The sequence below is a fragment of the Caldisericaceae bacterium genome (assembly GCA_036574215.1).
GTDB lineage: Bacteria > Caldisericota > Caldisericia > Caldisericales > Caldisericaceae > Caldisericum.
Genome location: JAINCR010000077.1, coordinates 16,714 through 33,395 on the forward strand (window position 1 = coordinate 16,714; position 16,682 = coordinate 33,395).

Below are 16,682 nucleotides of genomic sequence, written 5' to 3' on the forward strand. Positions count from 1 at the left end.
GGTATGTATGAAAAGAATAGGTTTGTTGTGTGATGGTGGAGATGCACCTGGTATAAACACTGCCATTAGAGCAGTTGCAAGGGCAAGCTTTGAAAGGGAATACGAAGTGCTTGGTTTTATCGATGGTTTTAAAGGTCTTATTGAGAACGACGTGAAAATCATTACAAAAATGTCGGTTTCAGGCATTTTAACTGTTGGAGGAAGTATACTTGGTATATCAAGATTCAATCCCTACAAAGATCCAAAATATGTAGAAGCAATAAAAGAAAATTTTAAGAGAAACGCTCTTACCCTTCTTGTAATAATAGGAGATAGGGACACAATCACAATTGCAAAGAAACTTTCTGAAGAAGGAATACCCTCTATTGTAATTCCAAAAACAATTGACAACGATATCTATGGAACAGATTATTCAATTGGTTTTGATACGGCGGTTTCAGTAATATCGAGTGCATTGGACAGTCTTCATGCAACTGCATCAGCTCATCATAGACTTATGGTTGTTGAAACAATGGGAAGAGAAACTGGCTGGCTTGCTTTGTTCGGTGGTATAACTGGTGGAGCAGATTACATTGTTATACCTGAGGTGCCTTTTACAATTGAAGAGATTGCAGCACACATCGAGAAGAGAAAGAAAGAGGGCAAAAACTTCAGTATTGTTGTTGTTGCAGAAGGTGTAGTGCTTCCCGATGAGGATAGAAGCACTTTTGAATATGACGAATTTGGACATAAGGTAAACGCAAAAAGAATGGTTGGCTATAGGCTTGCAAGTAAACTTGAGAATATTACACATCTTAAATCAAGGGTAATGGTGCTTGGTTATTTACAGCGTGGTGGTGTGCCAACAATTGCAGACAGACTACTTGCAACACAACTTGGAGTATTTGCAGTAGATTTGGTTGCTAAAGGAATCTCAAATGTTGTAGTCGGTGTTAATAAAAGTGATCTTGTAACTACTCCCTATGAAGATGCTTTTGATAAAATCCGTATGGCGGATACCACATACTACGAACTTGCAAGAGTATTCTTCTAACGATGCTTGAAGGTTCTTTAAGAGACTTTTCACTTGATGACCTACTACAAATGATTTCACTTGGTGGTAAGACCGGTGAACTTCATTTGGAGGGTTTAACTCCTTTTGGAAAAAGAAAAGGCATTATCTACTTTGAGAATGGAGAAGTAAAAGATGCCGAAACAGAGGAAACAAGAGGTGAAATTGCAATTTTAGATCTTCTAAACATAAAAGAAGGGACTTTTAGATTTGTTCCAAATGATACTTTGCATGTTAAGAAAGCAATATCAAAATCCATTCCTGACCTTGTTCTTCTTGCTACCTCAAAATTAGATGAGTGGAACAGAGTTAAATCAAGGGTTGAATCGGTTGATTCTGTTTTTAAAATGATGACAGATGATATTCCAAACGAAATTCACTTATCCCAAACGGATTGGAAGGTCCTCATGCTACTCCAAAAAGGCATGACAATAAGGGAGGCAGCCTTAAGACTGAACATGACGGTTTTTGACGTTGCAAAAATTGCATACGGGTTAGCCGCTCTCAAGATTATAAGGGAAGTTGGACAAAAGAATCCCGATACAAATGAAGTAAAAGTAAAAACACCTCCAAAGAGCTTCATATTGAGGTTAATCGATAGGATAAGGAGACTTTGATGAAGCACTATAAAATCGTGGTGACAGGACCGTTTGCTGCAGGTAAAACAACTTTCATAAAGACAATAACTGAAATTGCACCTGTTGTTACTGAGGCTCCTACAACAAGAGAAGAAGAGTCTTCAGTTAAAAATTTAACAACAGTTGCAATGGATTTTGGAAGAATTACTGTAGATGACGAGTTTGTCCTACACATCTTTGGAACACCAGGCCAATTCAGATTTAATTATATGTGGAGCATACTATCAAAAGATGCACTTGGAGTGGTATTGCTTGTAGATTCAGGCGATAAGTCTGTTTTTGAAGAAGCAAAGGACATGCTAAACTTCTTCAGAGTTAAAACTGATGCACCAATTGTTATTGCATTAAACCACTTTAACGAAAAAGAGCATACAACAGGGGAAGAACTGCGTAAAATTATGATGGTTCCTGATAGTATCCCCATAATTAATTGTGATGCAACAAATAAAGAAAGCGTAAAAAATGTGCTCCTAAAGTTGTTAGAATTAATTTTGGAGAACGAAGCATAGTTTTTAATTTTTTTTAATATAATATATTTACCCTACTAAGGGAAGGAGGTAAAAAAAAGTATGAAAAAACTTTTGGTAGTACTTTTAGTGGTTGGTTTTGTTGTCTCTCTTTTTGCGGGTTGTAAACCAGCAGCCCAACAACCAGCGAAGATCAAAATTGGTCTTGTTACAGACGTGGGTGGTAGAGGAGATAGATCATTCAACGATTCAGCTCTCCGTGGTCTTGAAACTTGGGCTGCAAAAGTGGAGTATGTGCAAGGTGGCGGATATAAACCGCTTTCTGATGAAGCGTTCAACGCAAGCATTCCAGATGACCTTAAAGACAAGGGGATTTCACCTCTTAACGTTGAACCAATTGTCCTTGAATCAAAGGCAAAAGAGGATTATATCCCTAACATCCAAGCACTTGTTGAACAAGAACATTGTGATTTAGTTATTGGTGTTGGCTTTATGTTGGCAGGTGCCATTGGTGAATCTGCAAAGAAATATCCAGATACCAAATTTATGCTTATCGATTCAACACCTGTAGATGAAAATGGTAATACAGTTGATCTTCCAAATGTTGTATCTTACCTCTTTGCAGAACAAGAATGCGGCTTCTTAGTTGGAGCAATTGCAGGTTATGCAACAACGGCTAATAAAGTGGGTTATATTGGTGGCATGGCAATTCCGCCTGTATTGAGGTATGAAGCAGGCTTTAGGGCTGGTGTAAAAACAACAAATCCAAATGCAAGCGTTATTGGTCAGTATACTAACTCCTTTGTAGATGCATCTTTAGGAAAGAGCACTGCAGTTTCTCAAATGGCACTTGGTGCAGATGTGCTCTTCCATGCAGCTGGTGCAACAGGCAATGGTATGTTCCAAGCAATTTGTGAGAAGGGTGCACCTTACTGGGGTATTGGTGTTGACGTAGATATGGGTCTTGATCCAAACCTTTGCCCAGATAGAACCCTTACTTCCGCATTAAAGCATGTTGACTATGCAACATACGAAGCAATTAAGTCAGTTGTTGATGGAACATTCAAGGGTGGAGTTATTACTTTAACACTTAAAGACGGTGGTGTAGGTTATGCGCCTGACCACGTAAAAGATGTTTTAACAGCCGACCAGATTTCAAAGATTGAAAATCTAAAGTCTATGATTATTAACGGCACATTTACTGTCCCAACAGATCCTAAGGAAGTAGAAACCTGGACTCCACCAGCAAACTTCTAACTTAATTGATTAAAAGGGCGGGGTTGCCCGCCCACATTTTTTATATGTGGAGGAAGAAGTGGAAGCACTATCAGTTAAAAACATAGTAAAAAGATTTCCGAACGTCCTTGCAAATGACAACGTTAGTTTATCAGTAGAAAAAGGAGAAATTTTTGCAATTGTTGGTGAAAACGGTGCAGGTAAATCAACGTTGATGAAAATTATCTATGGCCTTTATCTACCTGATAGTGGTGAAATATACGTTAACGGAGAAAAAGCTAACATAAAGCATTCAAGAGATGCCATAAACCTTAAAATTGGAATGGTGCATCAAGAGTTTATGCTCATTCCAAGATTTACAGTTACTGAGAATATCGTCCTTGGTGATGAACCAAGAAAGTTTGGTTTTGTTTTTGACTATAAACAAGCAGTTAAAGAGGTAGAAGAACTTTCTAATAGATTTGCACTTGTTGTTGACTCAACTGAAAAAGTGGAAAATTTACCAGTTGGGATTCAGCAAAGAGTTGAAATCCTCAAAATTTTAAGAAGAGGCGCTGAAATTCTCATATTTGACGAGCCAACAGCAGTTCTTACACCAGAGGAAACTGAAGAACTTTTTAAGACTTTAAGAAAACTAAAAGAAGCTAATAAAACGATTATTTTTATTTCGCACAAATTAAGTGAAGTTATGGAGATAGCAGATAGAATTGCAGTGATGAGAAGAGGCAGGCTTCAAGGAATAGTTAAGAAGACAGAAACTAACGAAAAAGAACTTGCCAAAATGATGGTAGGACGTGATGTTGTTCTTGAAATCCAAAAAGTGAAAGCTGAGTTAGGGGATGTTGTTTTCAAAGTAGAAGATCTCACAGTAAAAAATCAAAGAGGAATTGTTGCTTTAAAGGATTGTAGTTTTGATGTAAGAGCAGGAGAAATCGTTGCAATCGCAGGCGTTGAAGGGAACGGGCAAGCAGAACTTGTAAATGCAATGCTTGGTTTCTTAAGGCCAGCAAAAGGATCAATTACTATTAATGGAAACGAAATGAAGTTTGTAACTCCTTATGATATAAGAAAAAAGGGCTTTGCCTACATTACTGAAGATAGGAAGAGGAGAGGTTTAATTTTACAATACAGAGCAAGAGAGAATATAATTTTAGGAAATCACACTCTATATCCTTTTTCAAATAAAGGTATTCTTAATGATAATGCAATTGATGAATACACAACAAGAAAGTTAGAGGAGTTTGATATTAGACCAAGAGAAGCCTATATGAAAGCTCAGAACTTTTCTGGAGGTAACCAACAAAAAATTATACTTGCAAGAGAACTTTCATCAGAGCATAAATTCCTCCTTGCATCCCAACCTACAAGAGGGCTTGATGTTGGTGCAACAGAATTCGTCTATAAGTGGCTAATCGAAGAAAAGAAAAAAGGTATTGGAATACTCTTAATTTCTCTTGAGCTTTCCGAGGTTATGGGGCTTGCCGATAGAATTCTTGTGCTTTATAAAGGAGAAATAGTTGGTGTTACTACTCCCGAAGAAACAAACGAAGAAGAACTTGGTCTTATGATGCTTGGCCTTAAGAGGAAGGTGGCATAATGAAAGAGGTTTTTTATAGAATATTTGTAAAAAGACAAGAAAAATACTGGTGGATGAATATTCTTGTTCCTGTTGTATCGATCTTTATTGCTCTTATCGTCGGGGCAATATTTATTGCTTCAACCGGAAGAAATCCATTTTTAGCTTACAAATACCTTTTTGGTTCATCTGGTCTTATACCAGGTCCGTATTTTAAGAGTCATTTTTCAGAAATGCTTATTGCCTCTTCCATGTTTATTGCAACTGGCCTTGCCTTTGCAATACCTGCAAGAGCTGGCTTGTTTTCAATTGGTGCTGAAGGACAGTTTATTGTAGGTGCAATTACAGCAGCATTTTTTGGTTATTATAAGCCATTAGCAAATTTGCCAACAATCATTCACCTTCCGATTGTTCTTCTAATGGTTATTATCGTAGGTGGTTTATGGGGACTTATTGCAGGATATTTAAAAGCTAAAAAGGGTATTAACGAAACAATTGTAACGATTATGCTTAACTGGATTGCTTTCCATCTTATCGAAGGGTGGCTTGTAACTGGTCCAATGAAAGCAGATGTTGCAACAGGAGTGTCTGGAACACCCTACGTAAGTCCAACGGCAAAACTCCCAATAATATTAAGTGGCACAAGATTGAATATTAGTATATTAATCATGTTGTTTTTGGTTTATGCTGTTTGGTTTTTGCTCTACAGAACAGTTTTTGGTTATGAATTAAGAGCAATGGGTTATACTGCAATAACTAATATGGAAGCACCCAAAATCGGTGGGGTAAATACCGAAAAAAGGATCATGCAAATTATGTTTATTTCTGGTGCAATTGCTGCTTTGGGAGGGTCTTTTATTACACTTGGTGTCTTATTCCAATATCCACCTGTATTTGAAGGAGGATACGGATTTGATGGTATTGCTGTTGCACTCATTGGAGGCAATGAGCCAGTTGGAATACTTTTATCGGGTATTCTTATTGGTGCTTTGAGGACTGGTGCAACATCGGTGCAACTTGTGAAAATTCCTAAAACTTTTCCTGCAATCATAGAGGGTCTTATTGTAGTATTTATTGCCCTTCATGAACTAATAAGATACCTTTTGGTTAAAGCAATAACCAAGAAGAAAGAAGGTGTTTCGGTATGAACTGGACTTATCTAATAAACGAATCTTTAAAGCAGATGCTTGATTTTGCTGCCCCAATCCTCTTTGCTGCTCTTGGGGGTGTTATATCTGAGAATTCTGGAGTTGTAAATATTGCTCTCGAAGGAATTATGCGTTTTGCAGCATTTTTTGGTGTTTGGGGTGCCTTTAACTCAGGTAATCCTTGGGTAGGCTTAATGTGGGGCGTTCTTATAGGCGCACTGCTTGGTGCATTCCATGCATATATAACTGTGAAATGGGCAGGAGACCAAATTGTTTCTGGTGTTGCAATAAACGTCATTGCAACAGCAATGATTACATACTTCCTTGAGTGGATTTTCAAAACAACTGGTTATTCACCTACTGTTGCATATTTCGGCAGTTCTAAATATCTTGTTAATATTAACTTTATTGAGAATATCCCCGTATTGGGGGCATTTTCACATTTACACATTCTTATTTGGATTTCTTTAATTCTTGTCTTTGTATTACACTTCTTTTTGTATCATACGGTCTTAGGTTTAAGAATTAGGTCCGTTGGAGAATATCCTCTTGCTGCGGAAACACTTGGTGTTGATGTATTAAAAATAAAATGGATTGCCGTTATACTCGGAAGTGTTATTGCAGCTCTTGGAGGTGTTTCACTTTCTCTTGGCACAATGTCTTCGTTTACAAATTCGATGCCATCTGGTAAAGGTTTCATTGGCCTTGCTGCAATGATATTCGGTAAATGGACACCTATTGGAGCAATGCTAGCATCATTTCTATTTGCTTCTGCACAAGTTTTGCAATTTTTACTCCAGGCAATTGCAAAAGGAATTGCCGCTAAAATCCCAGTAGGATTTTATCTTGCCTTACCTTATATTCTTACAATCGGCGCTTTGGTGGGTGTTGTTGGAAAGGCAGTTGCCCCTGCAGCAGACGGAGTTCCTTATAAGAAGGAAGAAAGTTAGTGTAATTTTATTTTTCTTGTATTAATAGAGGGTAAATAGCCTAATATTTGAGGGGGATTTATCCCCCTCAAATAACTTGACAGTTACAGAAAATTGACTACAAAAAAACATCTTTTAGTGATTAAAGTCTTGATTAATTAAAGTTTGTTTAATTTATTTACTTTTAGTCATTAAACATATTTTCTTTTAACTATCCACCATATGAAATCGTTATAGTCATTGTATCCTCATCCCAATTAACTATACATCCAAGCGATTCTGCAATAAAGCGTAGAGGCAACATTGTTCTTCCGTTGACAATGATAGGTTTTACGCTGTGGTTGTCTAAATCAATCCATTTCATTACGCCGTTTACTATTGCCTGTGGTTTATCTACCCAAACTTTAATTACACTATCTTTAAACTTTATTGTAACTTCCCTTTCCTCTGCATCCCACTCTGTTATCCCACCCAATGCTTCTACTATCGCTCTAATTGGCACAACAGTTCTACCCCATTCTTTTATAATCACAGGTGTAGTCCCCCTACCTGGATCAATTTCTTCTGAAGTGCCGTTTACAGTCATTATTGGGTTATTTGGTTTAAGAGTTATAATAACCTTTGGCTGATAATTTACAGCAATTCTAAAAGTTGATTTGTTTCCTGCTTTATCTTCTGCGATAATTATTATCGTATTTTCTCCTTTGTGGAGTTTGATTGTTTTATTGAATGTGCCGTCAGAACTTATTGATACGTTATCCCCATTTATAGTCAACTTACTTACAGAAGATTGATTATCCAAAACTTTACCTAAAACTATTACCGTATCCTCATTTACTATTTTAGAGTCATTGGGGGTTTCAACCGTAATTGTTGGAGGCACAGTATCTTTTATCTCTACTTTCAACTCATTTGAAGAAATAGAGTAATTAGGTGGTGATTGGTTATCATAGGCTTTAACTACATAATAGTATGTTTTATTAAACTCCAAGTTCTTGTCAATGTAGGTGGTGGTATTGGCGTTAACAGTTACTATTGGTTGAGAAAGGTCTTCTTTACCTTGCTCTGTTGTTCTATATATTGCATAACCTGATATTGGAAAACTTCCCTTTGTGGAAGGATCCCAACTTAAAATAACAGAAGAATTATAGACCTTTGCTTTGAGGTTTTGTGGAGAAGATGGGTTAGTATTCAAAAAGAATTTAGATAAGACCCAACTTAAATTAGCTGAAGATGTATTTGGGCTACCGAATTCAGTCCCCACTTCTACATCTTCTAAGTAAAGGGAATTATAATCATTGGGTATGACAATATTCTTTACTTCATTTATAAATGGAAGAAAAGGAATCCTAATTTCTCCTGCTTTTATAGGATCTTTTATTTTAAAGGCTATATACTTCCAACCTATGTATCCCTGCCAAATTTCAAAAGTAGCGTCCACATATTTTCCATTAACTATTATTGGAACGGATATCTCACTAATTTTAGATCCAGCAGGTTGTAAGTAATCGTAGTATAACCATACCATTATTTCTACTTCATCAGAGTAAATTCCAGTTGATCGCCATTTATCTTTTGTTAACCATGAGTCTAACGAAAGATTAACAGGAAGACCCTTAGCATGTTGTATATCATAATTCAGTGTAATTGAGAAATTGTTGAGGTTGCCTACTTTTTCTGGCAATAATACTTCACCATCAGTTGCTCTATTTCCATTCCACGGCTTATTTCCGTAATATACTTCTGGATAACCTAAAACCCATCCTTTAGGATCTTTTATCACTATGTTGCTTAAGTTTTGTGAATAACTAAACTTCCCTGTATTATTATCGTAAACCATTGAAGCCTTACCATAAGCGCTCTTTATGTTCCATGCATTTATTTCCATATAATAATCAGCAATTCCGTTATTGTTTCTGTCTATTTTAGCTATTGGCCATTCCTCCTCTGGGTATGAAATTGATATAATTTCTTTTGATGAATTTGGGTTTACTCCACCTCCATTACTTTTTACATCAAGTGCATTAGCAATGTATCTTGTAAAATTTGCAAATCCTGAATCATCCCAAGTGGTAGTGTCACTTCCCCATGTATTATCTCTCCATACCCAAAAATGATAAGCAGCCTTTTGTAATTCTGATATGTGTTTTTTAATCTCTAAGCTATTTTCTTTAACAGAGTGTATTAGTATTGCCTTTCTATGTGGATCAATTTCATCCATAACGCGAGATAAAGTAGGATAACCTGCACTCTCATAAATGATACCTATATCATAGGCGTTGTTTGTAAAATATGAGTTATTTTCTTGTTTTACTCCAGGGTTTCCTATAACAGGATACAGCCCTTTTTTATGAGCATGGTTTGTTAGAGTTATATAGTATTGTAAGGCTTTTATTCCATTTTCCCCTGTTACTTTCCATGGTAATTCATCAAGGAAAACTCCATCAATTTCTGGGTAAAATTTTAGCCAAGTATCTATATCATTTTCAACTTCGGATATTGTTCTTCCAGGAACAGTAGGATTATCGGGATTATAAACAGAATATTTTGTGCTAACGTATCCTACAACGACAGCACCTTCCCTATGAAGCCATTCAATTGCTCGTGTATAATTTTCATCTTGTGTTGTTCCTGGCCCACTATCGGGATTTACTATAACTATCTTTGCAATATCAGGATACTCTTTTAAAGCATCAATCAACTGCCTAAACCACCAACCTTTTTCGTTGTAATTTGGAACCCCGTCATTGTTTGAGTCCTCATTAAAATTTGGATAAGCATACATTGGAATTAACACTCCGGGCGCTTTCACCGAAGAGGGTTGTAGTTCTGTCTTACCTTTAACACTTTTTATGTTTAGTGGATTTATTTCCATAACATATTCATGGAGTTCGTTATCATTTCTTTCTATCCTGGTTGTAGGGAGACTTTCTTTTGTGTGTGATGCCATAAATTGCTCTTCTTTGACTAAATAAAGTAGTATATTATTAAGTAAAAGAACAATAAGAAGAAGTAAAATTTTTAAACTTTTTTTCATTCAAAACCTCCTTACTTATTACCTATGTGCTAATAAAATTGTATAAATAAAAATAGTCTTTTTATTCTTGTTTTTGCATTATAGTAAACAAAAATAATTTGTCAATCTCTACAACTTTTTGTTTGAGTATACGGGGTGAAACTATTACATTGCCTTGAGAAATTTTTAATTAGTTTACACTGAGCAAAGCAAATGCACTTGGGTTGACTAAAGAGAGGTAGTGATTAAGGATGCTCTATTTCTTGCAATCTAAGATAGAATCATTAAAACTAAAAAAGTTTTACTTTAATAATCTTAAAAACTCTGCAAATACTTCACCTCTTTTAAGAAAACCCTTATTTTTAAATAAGGAAGAGTTTTTCTTACCATGTAGTAAATCTATAAGTTCTGTTTTGTTTACATAATCAAGTGTATTTTCCTTAAACTCACTTTCCCCAAAATCAAGCATATCAAAAAGGATTCTAAAAAAGTCATCAGCTGTTAGCAGGCTATTTACATCAAAATTACCTTTTATGCCGTAACCATAAGTTTTTAAAATTACAAGGTAATTAAAAAGATAGTGATTTCTTGAAACCCCTGGATAAATTTCTTTATTAAATACCACATAGTAAGACTTTATTAAGAATCTCTTTACTGAATAGTAAGCATTAATGACGAAATTAAAAACCTTATTTACAAAAACATCAATTACATTCTTTTCTTCTATTGCAGTGTAAGTAGTTTTAATATAGTTTTTAATGATATATCTTGAAATAAGGGCAACGAGTTCTCCTTGTTTCATTACTCTATTTTCGTGTAGTGATCCGTCTGCAAAGCCTATAACAAGTCCCATCTTTTTAAGAGTTTCTCCTGAAGTTTCTCCAAAAGATACGGGTTTAGCAAAACTTAGAAAAATCACCAAAGAAAGAAAACAAACTAAAATCTTTTTCAAAATCATTTTTTTCTTCATCAAACATATTATACAAATTTTCGAATTTTTGTTAAAATAGCAATATGAGTTTATTTTTTATTGTAAACCCTGCTTCAGCACAAGGAAAAGGTAAAAGCGAGTTTGAAAAAGTAAAAGACTTTATTGAAAAAGCTGTTAAAGAGTTAACAATTCTTTATACAGAATACCCACTTCATGCGGTAGAACTAACAAAAAAGGCATTGAAAAGTGGTGCAACAAAAATTATAAGTTTTGGTGGAGACGGCACGCATAACGAAGTGTTAAACGGTTTACTCAAAGGAGCAGAGGAAATTTTTAAAAAGAGTGTTTTTGAATTTAGCCCCAAAGAAAAAGAATTGCTTCCAACTTTGGGTTTTGTCTCAGTTGGTTCTGGAAATGATTTTAGAAAAACTCTCAAAATCCCAAAAGATACTTTAGAAGCTTTAAAAATTGCCCTTCAAGACCATTACAAGAGTATCGATGTTGGTTATTTTGAGTATGAAGATTTTTCTCAAAAACCTTCAAATAGGTTTTTCTTAAATATCTTAAGTGGTGGTTTTTCAGGAGTTGTAACTGATAGAGCAAATAAAAATAAAAAATCTATTTTAAGAGGTTTTGTATACTTTTATGCCCTTCTTTCAACGCTTCTATTTATAACGATTCCTGAAGGCATCCTTACAATAAAAAATAGGGTAATAAATGGAAAGTTTTTTGAATTCGTCATTGCAAATGGTAAATTCTTCGGTGGCGGTATGCTTATTTCTCCTAAGGCAGATGTTGAAGATGGTTTACTGAATATCACTTTGTTTAAAGATTATTCTGGATTTGAAATTCTTTTTAAAACTCCTAAACTTTTTAATGGGAGTATTTTAACGGAGAAAAAACTCTACCATGATTTTGCAAAAGAAATTTTTGTAAAAACAGATCCAAAATCAATTGTTGAGGTAGATGGAGAAGTTGTGGGTTATACTCCAGTAAAGGCAAGCGTCATAGAAAAGGCAATAAAAGTTGCAATTTAATAAAACACATACTATAATGTGTTAGAGTTTAAATATTATAAAAGGAGGTTTATATGGCAGATTTCTTTGAAAGACTTAAGAAGGGTGCAAAAGAGGCAGGTGAAAAGGCAGTCATCCTCGGCAAAATTGGAGGGATAAAAACTCAAATTACAAACATTAACTTTAAAAAAGAAGGTGCCTTTAAGGAATTAGGAAAAGCACTTTTTACACATGTTAAAAATGGAGAAATCCAGATCGAATTCCCTCAGGATGTAAAAGAAGTTATTGAAAACATTACTTCACTTGAAACTGAAGTCGCAAAACTGAACGAAGAAATTGCAAAACTGAATGAAGAACTCAAAAAAGTTGGCGCAACAGAAGAGGAAGTTAAAAAAGCAAATGAAGAACCACCTGTATCTCAAGGAGAAACTAAAGAAGAAGCTAAAGAAGACACTGCTTCCCAAGAAGCCGAAAAGAAAGATTAGTTGTTTGTTTCAATAATGCTTTTAATAAGCTCTCTAAACTTTGTAGGATTTGAGTTCTTTAGCCTTTCTGATATTTCATATCTGCTTATATAGTAAGGATCATCGCCAAACTTGTTAAAAGGTTTTTTATAAAGCCCAAACCCTAATTTAAAACCAAGTTTAATGAGGGTATTTCTGGTTGCTTCATCGTAGGCACCTTGTGGATAGGTAAACGCTATAACATTGATTTTAAGGGTATTATTAAAGTATTCTTTTGATTTCTTTATATCGTTTTCTATATCTTTATACCGATGTGTCTTTGTAAGTTTTAAGTAAAAATTATGAAGCAGATGTGAGTGCGAAGAAAACTCAAAGCCGTTATTTTTGAGAATTTCAATTTCCTTTTTGGAAACTTCCCAAACTGAACCAATAAAACCTGTTATAAGAGAGGAAACTCCTTTAAAGCCATTTTCTTTAAGTAGGTTAGATACTTCAACTTCACTTTTAAAACCATCATCAAATGTAAGGATAACACTTCTTTCAGGAATCTTCTTGTTAAACAAAAGAAACGCATACAAATCCTCAAGAGAGATGCTTGTGAAGTCATAGTTTTTAAGTATCGCAAGCTGTTTTTTAAAGTCATCAAAACTTACATCGTAAGAATTTATTCTTTTACTTTTGCTCTTGTAAATGTTATGGTACATTAAAACTACACAAAATGTAGATTTGTTTGAAAATAGCCCGTTATATTCTGATAAAATCTCTTCACTTTTTGTAATACCATAGAGTCTTCCAAGTGAGTAGACTGCATTCTCAAAGTATGCAATAGGAATATTTTTTTGTAAGTTTGCTTTTGTAGTAGAGGGAGTGATTAAAAACAGTAAAAGAAGTATTATAAAAACGCTAATTAGAATTCTCACATCATATTATAGTATGTTTTTTCTTTTTATCTTATAGGATAGCATTTTCTTTGTCTATTTTAGACTATTATTTCTTTTTCGGGAGTGATTTGTTTTTCCTCAAACATGATATCCTTCACTAACGTCGTTCAGGATGATAAACTTAGTATTATTCTGAATATTCGTTTTTTAAAGAGTGTAACATTTTTATATGAAAACTACTAAAACTTATTGACTTTATTTTGTATTTCAATAAAATTCTTTTAAAATTAAATATAAATTAAAAGGAGGCAAATATGAAAAAAGTAATTTTACTTTTAATTGTCTTTAGTTTGGTAGTAAGTGTATTTACTGGATGCACAAAAAAGGAGAAGGTATTAAGAGTTGGTACTTCTGCAGATTATCCACCGTTTGAATACGTTGATGAAAACACAAAAGAATTTGTAGGTTTTGATCTTGATTTAATGAGACTTCTTGGGAAAAAGATGGGTTATGATAAAGTTGAAATTGTGAACATGGATTTTGATACGGTCATTCCCTCGCTTTCTACAGATAAAATTGACGTAGGTGCAGCCTGCATAACCATTACAGAAGAGAGGCTTCAACAGGCAGATGCGGTTCCTTATCTTTCAACTGGGCAAGTAATGCTTGTTAAAAAGGACTCAACTTTTAATCCAAAAACATTTGATGATTTAAGCAACCATAAAATTGGTGTGCAAAAAGGCACAACTGGTGAGGAGGCAATAGATAATGCAGTAAATGGTGGACAAATTAAAAATGCAACTGTCCAAAGGTACACTTCTGTTGTTCTTGCAATTACCGACCTTCAAAATGGCAATATTGATGTTGTAATTATCGATTCACCTGTTGCAACTTACTATTCAACGAAGCAAGATTTTAAAGTCACAGGAGACCTTACAACAGAAGAAGCAGGTTTATTTGTCAAAAAGGGTAATACCGAATTAAAAAATAGCTTGGAAAAGGCACTATCAGAAGTTAAAGGAACACAAGACTGGGTTGATCTAATCAATAAATACTTTGGTGGATAATGGGTTTTGATTTCTCCATATTAAACATTTCAAACCTATTTTACGTTTTGAAAGGTTTATCTTGGACGTTATTTCTTACATTTGTTAGTATATCTTTAGGGTTGATAGTTGGTAGTATTCTTGCATTCGGGGAGGTGTATCTACCTCCCCCATTTTCATATGTTTTTAGAATTATCGGAGAGGTATTAAGAGGTATTCCTCTGTTACTATTGTTTTTAATTCTTTACTTTGGTTTCAATCTTAGCATGACGCTATCTGCAATTTTAGGATTGGGCTTAAGAAGTGCTTCCTATCAGGGGCAGATTTTCAGGAGTTCACTTGAGGCAATTTCAGTAGGTCAGCTACATGCAGGGCTTTCTCTTGGCTTTAAAAAATTTGAGGTTTTTAAAGAAATTTTAGTGCCACAATCTATAAGGATAATGATTCCTGGCTGGACTAATGAATTTATTACCGTTTTAAAAGACACCTCAATTGCTTTTGTTTTAGGTGTTTTGGATTTAATGACGAGAGCAGAATTTATTGCCCGTTCTGTTGGTAGATACCTTGAAATTTACATTTTTGTTGCACTTGTGTATTTTATTCTTGTTAAAATCTCAATGATTACTCTAAATAATCTATACGAGAAAATAAGAATACCTGGATTGGGGGAGAAAAGATGAAAGAAGTCTTAAGAGTGGAAAACTTGAGAAAATCCTATCACAAAAATGAAGTGCTAAAAGGTGTAAGTTTTTCAATAAACGAGGGAGAGACAAAAGTCATCATTGGGCCAAGTGGTGGTGGAAAAAGCACTCTTCTTTATTGTATTAACTACCTTCAAAAACCTGATGGCGGAGAAATCTACATTGATTCTGAACTTATTACCCCTAAAAATATTTACGAGATGCGTAAAAAAATTGGCTTTGTTTTTCAATATTTTAACCTATTCATGCATCTTACCGCTCTTGATAATGTGCTTATTGGCTTATTAAAAGTAAAAAAACTTCCAAAAGATGAATCTTTAAAAGTTGCAAAAGATTCTTTAAATCTTGTAGGTATCACAGAGAATCTCTGGAAACACTATCCTGCACAACTTTCTGGAGGGCAACAGCAAAGAGTTGCAATTGCAAGAGCCATCGCAATGAATCCACGTATAATTCTTTTTGATGAACCCACATCTGCTCTTGATGTAGAACTTATTTCTGAAGTTTTAAATGCAATGAGAGTATTAGCAGAACACGGGATGACGATGCTTATAGTAACCCATGAACTTGAATTTGCCAAAAACATTGCACAAGAGATTATGTTTCTTGACGGAGGCATTGTTGTAGAGAAAGGAAATCCAAAAGAAATTATTGGAAATCCAAAAAGCGAGAGATTGAAAAAGTTCTTAAGTAAGATTTCAAAAGGTGAAGAATGAATGTTTTTTCTAAGGTTATTTTAAACTTTAAGGATTTTTGGCTTACAGGAATAAAACTTACAGTGCAAATTACAATTTATTCAATTTTCATTGGTTTATTTTTAGGTTTACTTTTGGCAATTATGCGTATCTACGGAAACAGATTTTTAAAAGCTTTAGCGGTGGGGTATATCGACATTATTAGAGGAACTCCCATGATTGTGCAACTATTCATACTCTATTATGGGCTTGGTTCAACACAGATAGCGAAATTTACACCAATGCAAGCGGCAATTATTGGAATGGGACTAAATAGTGCCGCATACCAAGCAGAATATTTTAGGACAGCGTTTCTTGCTATCCCAACAGGTCAAACAGAAGCAGCACTCTCTCTAGGGATGACTAAAACAGGGTTGATTTTTAACATCCTCTTACCACAGGTAATAAGGATTGTTCTACCATCGTGGACGAATGAACTTATTGCCCTTACACAATATTCAAGCCTTGCGATGGTGTTAACAGTTATGGAATTAACGTCTGTTGCAAAGTATGTCGGAAGTAAAACATTTCTCTACATTCAAGCCTTTTCGGTTGCAGGAATAATCTATTTAGCAATATCTGTCATTTTAACACGTTTAATGACTTACTTTGAAAAGAAACTTTCAATACCTGGGGGATCTACTGCAAAATTGAGAATTTAAGTTATAACGGAAATTATTCTGATAAGGTAAAGTTCCCTTTGATACTTACCCAAAAAGATAGGATCCTTCGCTATCGCTCAGGATGACAAATTGAGAGTCATTCTGAGGAGTGAACATAGTGAGCAAAGAAGAATCTTATCCTTTAAACTTGAAGAGTTGAAAACCCTCTCAATTTAAAGAAGAATC

The 16,682-nt window shown here is 34.7% G+C and carries 16 protein-coding genes; 13 read left to right on the forward strand and 3 right to left on the reverse strand.

Features of this window, described 5'->3' with window-relative positions:
- The first annotated feature begins 7 nt into the window (after positions 1 to 7).
- The 7 genes from K6343_04795 to K6343_04825 are packed head-to-tail and all read left to right on the forward strand — an operon-like array spanning position 8 to position 7,066.
- Positions 8 to 1,033, forward strand: a complete 1,026-nt coding sequence (locus K6343_04795) for a 6-phosphofructokinase (GenBank protein ID MEF3245283.1) — start codon at positions 8 to 10, stop codon at positions 1,031 to 1,033.
- A 2-nt stretch (positions 1,034 to 1,035) separates the two neighbouring features.
- On the forward strand, positions 1,036 to 1,668 hold the full coding sequence (locus K6343_04800; GenBank protein MEF3245284.1) for a DUF4388 domain-containing protein: 633 nt from the start codon (positions 1,036 to 1,038) through the stop codon (positions 1,666 to 1,668).
- On the forward strand, positions 1,668 to 2,198 hold the full coding sequence (locus K6343_04805) for an ATP/GTP-binding protein (protein MEF3245285.1): 531 nt from the start codon (positions 1,668 to 1,670) through the stop codon (positions 2,196 to 2,198). Before K6343_04800 ends, K6343_04805 begins: the two co-directional genes overlap by 1 nt.
- Positions 2,199 to 2,258: 60 nt before the next feature.
- Positions 2,259 to 3,413, forward strand: coding sequence for a BMP family ABC transporter substrate-binding protein (locus K6343_04810; protein MEF3245286.1), 1,155 nt, complete (start codon positions 2,259 to 2,261; stop codon positions 3,411 to 3,413).
- A gap of 58 nt (positions 3,414 to 3,471) precedes the next feature.
- A complete protein-coding gene (locus tag K6343_04815; protein ID MEF3245287.1) occupies positions 3,472 to 4,989 on the forward strand; it encodes an ABC transporter ATP-binding protein in 1,518 nt (505 codons plus the stop codon).
- On the forward strand, positions 4,989 to 6,116 hold the full coding sequence (locus K6343_04820) for an ABC transporter permease (GenBank protein MEF3245288.1): 1,128 nt from the start codon (positions 4,989 to 4,991) through the stop codon (positions 6,114 to 6,116). The genes K6343_04815 and K6343_04820 overlap by 1 nt, the downstream gene beginning before the upstream one ends.
- Positions 6,113 to 7,066, forward strand: a complete 954-nt coding sequence (locus K6343_04825) for an ABC transporter permease (GenBank protein ID MEF3245289.1) — start codon at positions 6,113 to 6,115, stop codon at positions 7,064 to 7,066. The genes K6343_04820 and K6343_04825 overlap by 4 nt, the downstream gene beginning before the upstream one ends.
- A 190-nt stretch (positions 7,067 to 7,256) precedes the next feature.
- Here the strand turns inward: K6343_04825 and K6343_04830 are convergent, their stop codons facing one another.
- Together K6343_04830 and K6343_04835 are read right to left on the reverse strand one after the other, a co-directional pair.
- Positions 7,257 to 10,082, reverse strand: coding sequence for a fibronectin type III domain-containing protein (locus K6343_04830; GenBank protein MEF3245290.1), 2,826 nt, complete (start codon positions 10,080 to 10,082; stop codon positions 7,257 to 7,259).
- Positions 10,083 to 10,362: 280 nt separating this feature from the next.
- Positions 10,363 to 11,031 carry a hypothetical protein gene (locus K6343_04835; GenBank protein MEF3245291.1) on the reverse strand — a complete coding sequence of 223 codons (669 nt, stop codon included), beginning with the start codon at positions 11,029 to 11,031 and terminating at the stop codon, positions 10,363 to 10,365.
- Positions 11,032 to 11,075: 44 nt separating this feature from the next.
- Between K6343_04835 and K6343_04840 the strand changes: the two genes are divergently transcribed.
- Together K6343_04840 and K6343_04845 are read left to right on the forward strand one after the other, a co-directional pair.
- On the forward strand, positions 11,076 to 12,029 hold the full coding sequence (locus K6343_04840; protein ID MEF3245292.1) for a diacylglycerol kinase family lipid kinase: 954 nt from the start codon (positions 11,076 to 11,078) through the stop codon (positions 12,027 to 12,029).
- 53 nt (positions 12,030 to 12,082) lie between these two features.
- A complete protein-coding gene (locus K6343_04845; protein ID MEF3245293.1) occupies positions 12,083 to 12,493 on the forward strand; it encodes a hypothetical protein in 411 nt (136 codons plus the stop codon).
- Here the strand turns inward: K6343_04845 and K6343_04850 are convergent.
- The gene (locus tag K6343_04850) at positions 12,490 to 13,392 is read right to left on the reverse strand and encodes a polysaccharide deacetylase family protein (GenBank protein MEF3245294.1); all 903 of its coding nucleotides are present in this window, start codon (positions 13,390 to 13,392) and stop codon (positions 12,490 to 12,492) included. The two genes, K6343_04845 and K6343_04850, sit on opposite strands and share 4 nt — an antisense overlap.
- Before the next feature lie 275 nt (positions 13,393 to 13,667).
- Between K6343_04850 and K6343_04855 the strand changes: the two genes are divergently transcribed.
- The 4 genes from K6343_04855 to K6343_04870 are packed head-to-tail and all read left to right on the forward strand — an operon-like array spanning position 13,668 to position 16,496.
- On the forward strand, positions 13,668 to 14,420 hold the full coding sequence (locus K6343_04855) for a basic amino acid ABC transporter substrate-binding protein (protein MEF3245295.1): 753 nt from the start codon (positions 13,668 to 13,670) through the stop codon (positions 14,418 to 14,420).
- Positions 14,420 to 15,079: an amino acid ABC transporter permease gene (locus K6343_04860; protein ID MEF3245296.1), complete on the forward strand. Its 660-nt coding sequence runs from the start codon at positions 14,420 to 14,422 to the stop codon at positions 15,077 to 15,079. The genes K6343_04855 and K6343_04860 overlap by 1 nt, the downstream gene beginning before the upstream one ends.
- The gene (locus tag K6343_04865; protein ID MEF3245297.1) at positions 15,076 to 15,816 is read left to right on the forward strand and encodes an amino acid ABC transporter ATP-binding protein; all 741 of its coding nucleotides are present in this window, start codon (positions 15,076 to 15,078) and stop codon (positions 15,814 to 15,816) included. Before K6343_04860 ends, K6343_04865 begins: the two co-directional genes overlap by 4 nt.
- Positions 15,813 to 16,496 carry an amino acid ABC transporter permease gene (locus K6343_04870; protein ID MEF3245298.1) on the forward strand — a complete coding sequence of 228 codons (684 nt, stop codon included), beginning with the start codon at positions 15,813 to 15,815 and terminating at the stop codon, positions 16,494 to 16,496. The genes K6343_04865 and K6343_04870 overlap by 4 nt, the downstream gene beginning before the upstream one ends.
- Positions 16,497 to 16,682 lie beyond the last annotated feature (186 nt).

What these genes read in the sequence shown, in the direction of transcription:
- K6343_04795 (MEF3245283.1), top strand. Translation starts at nt 8, where the DNA reads ATGAAAAGAATAGGTTTGTTGTGTGATGGTGGAGATGCACCTGGTATA.
- K6343_04800 (MEF3245284.1), top strand. Translation starts at nt 1,036, where the DNA reads ATGCTTGAAGGTTCTTTAAGAGACTTTTCACTTGATGACCTACTACAA.
- K6343_04805 (MEF3245285.1), top strand. Translation starts at nt 1,668, where the DNA reads ATGAAGCACTATAAAATCGTGGTGACAGGACCGTTTGCTGCAGGTAAA.
- K6343_04810 (MEF3245286.1), top strand. Translation starts at nt 2,259, where the DNA reads ATGAAAAAACTTTTGGTAGTACTTTTAGTGGTTGGTTTTGTTGTCTCT.
- K6343_04820 (MEF3245288.1), top strand. Translation starts at nt 4,989, where the DNA reads ATGAAAGAGGTTTTTTATAGAATATTTGTAAAAAGACAAGAAAAATAC.
- K6343_04825 (MEF3245289.1), top strand. Translation starts at nt 6,113, where the DNA reads ATGAACTGGACTTATCTAATAAACGAATCTTTAAAGCAGATGCTTGAT.
- K6343_04830 (MEF3245290.1), bottom strand. Translation starts at nt 10,082, where the DNA reads ATGAAAAAAAGTTTAAAAATTTTACTTCTTCTTATTGTTCTTTTACTT.
- K6343_04835 (MEF3245291.1), bottom strand. Translation starts at nt 11,031, where the DNA reads ATGAAGAAAAAAATGATTTTGAAAAAGATTTTAGTTTGTTTTCTTTCT.
- K6343_04840 (MEF3245292.1), top strand. Translation starts at nt 11,076, where the DNA reads ATGAGTTTATTTTTTATTGTAAACCCTGCTTCAGCACAAGGAAAAGGT.
- K6343_04845 (MEF3245293.1), top strand. Translation starts at nt 12,083, where the DNA reads ATGGCAGATTTCTTTGAAAGACTTAAGAAGGGTGCAAAAGAGGCAGGT.
- K6343_04855 (MEF3245295.1), top strand. Translation starts at nt 13,668, where the DNA reads ATGAAAAAAGTAATTTTACTTTTAATTGTCTTTAGTTTGGTAGTAAGT.
- K6343_04860 (MEF3245296.1), top strand. Translation starts at nt 14,420, where the DNA reads ATGGGTTTTGATTTCTCCATATTAAACATTTCAAACCTATTTTACGTT.
- K6343_04865 (MEF3245297.1), top strand. Translation starts at nt 15,076, where the DNA reads ATGAAAGAAGTCTTAAGAGTGGAAAACTTGAGAAAATCCTATCACAAA.
- K6343_04870 (MEF3245298.1), top strand. Translation starts at nt 15,813, where the DNA reads ATGAATGTTTTTTCTAAGGTTATTTTAAACTTTAAGGATTTTTGGCTT.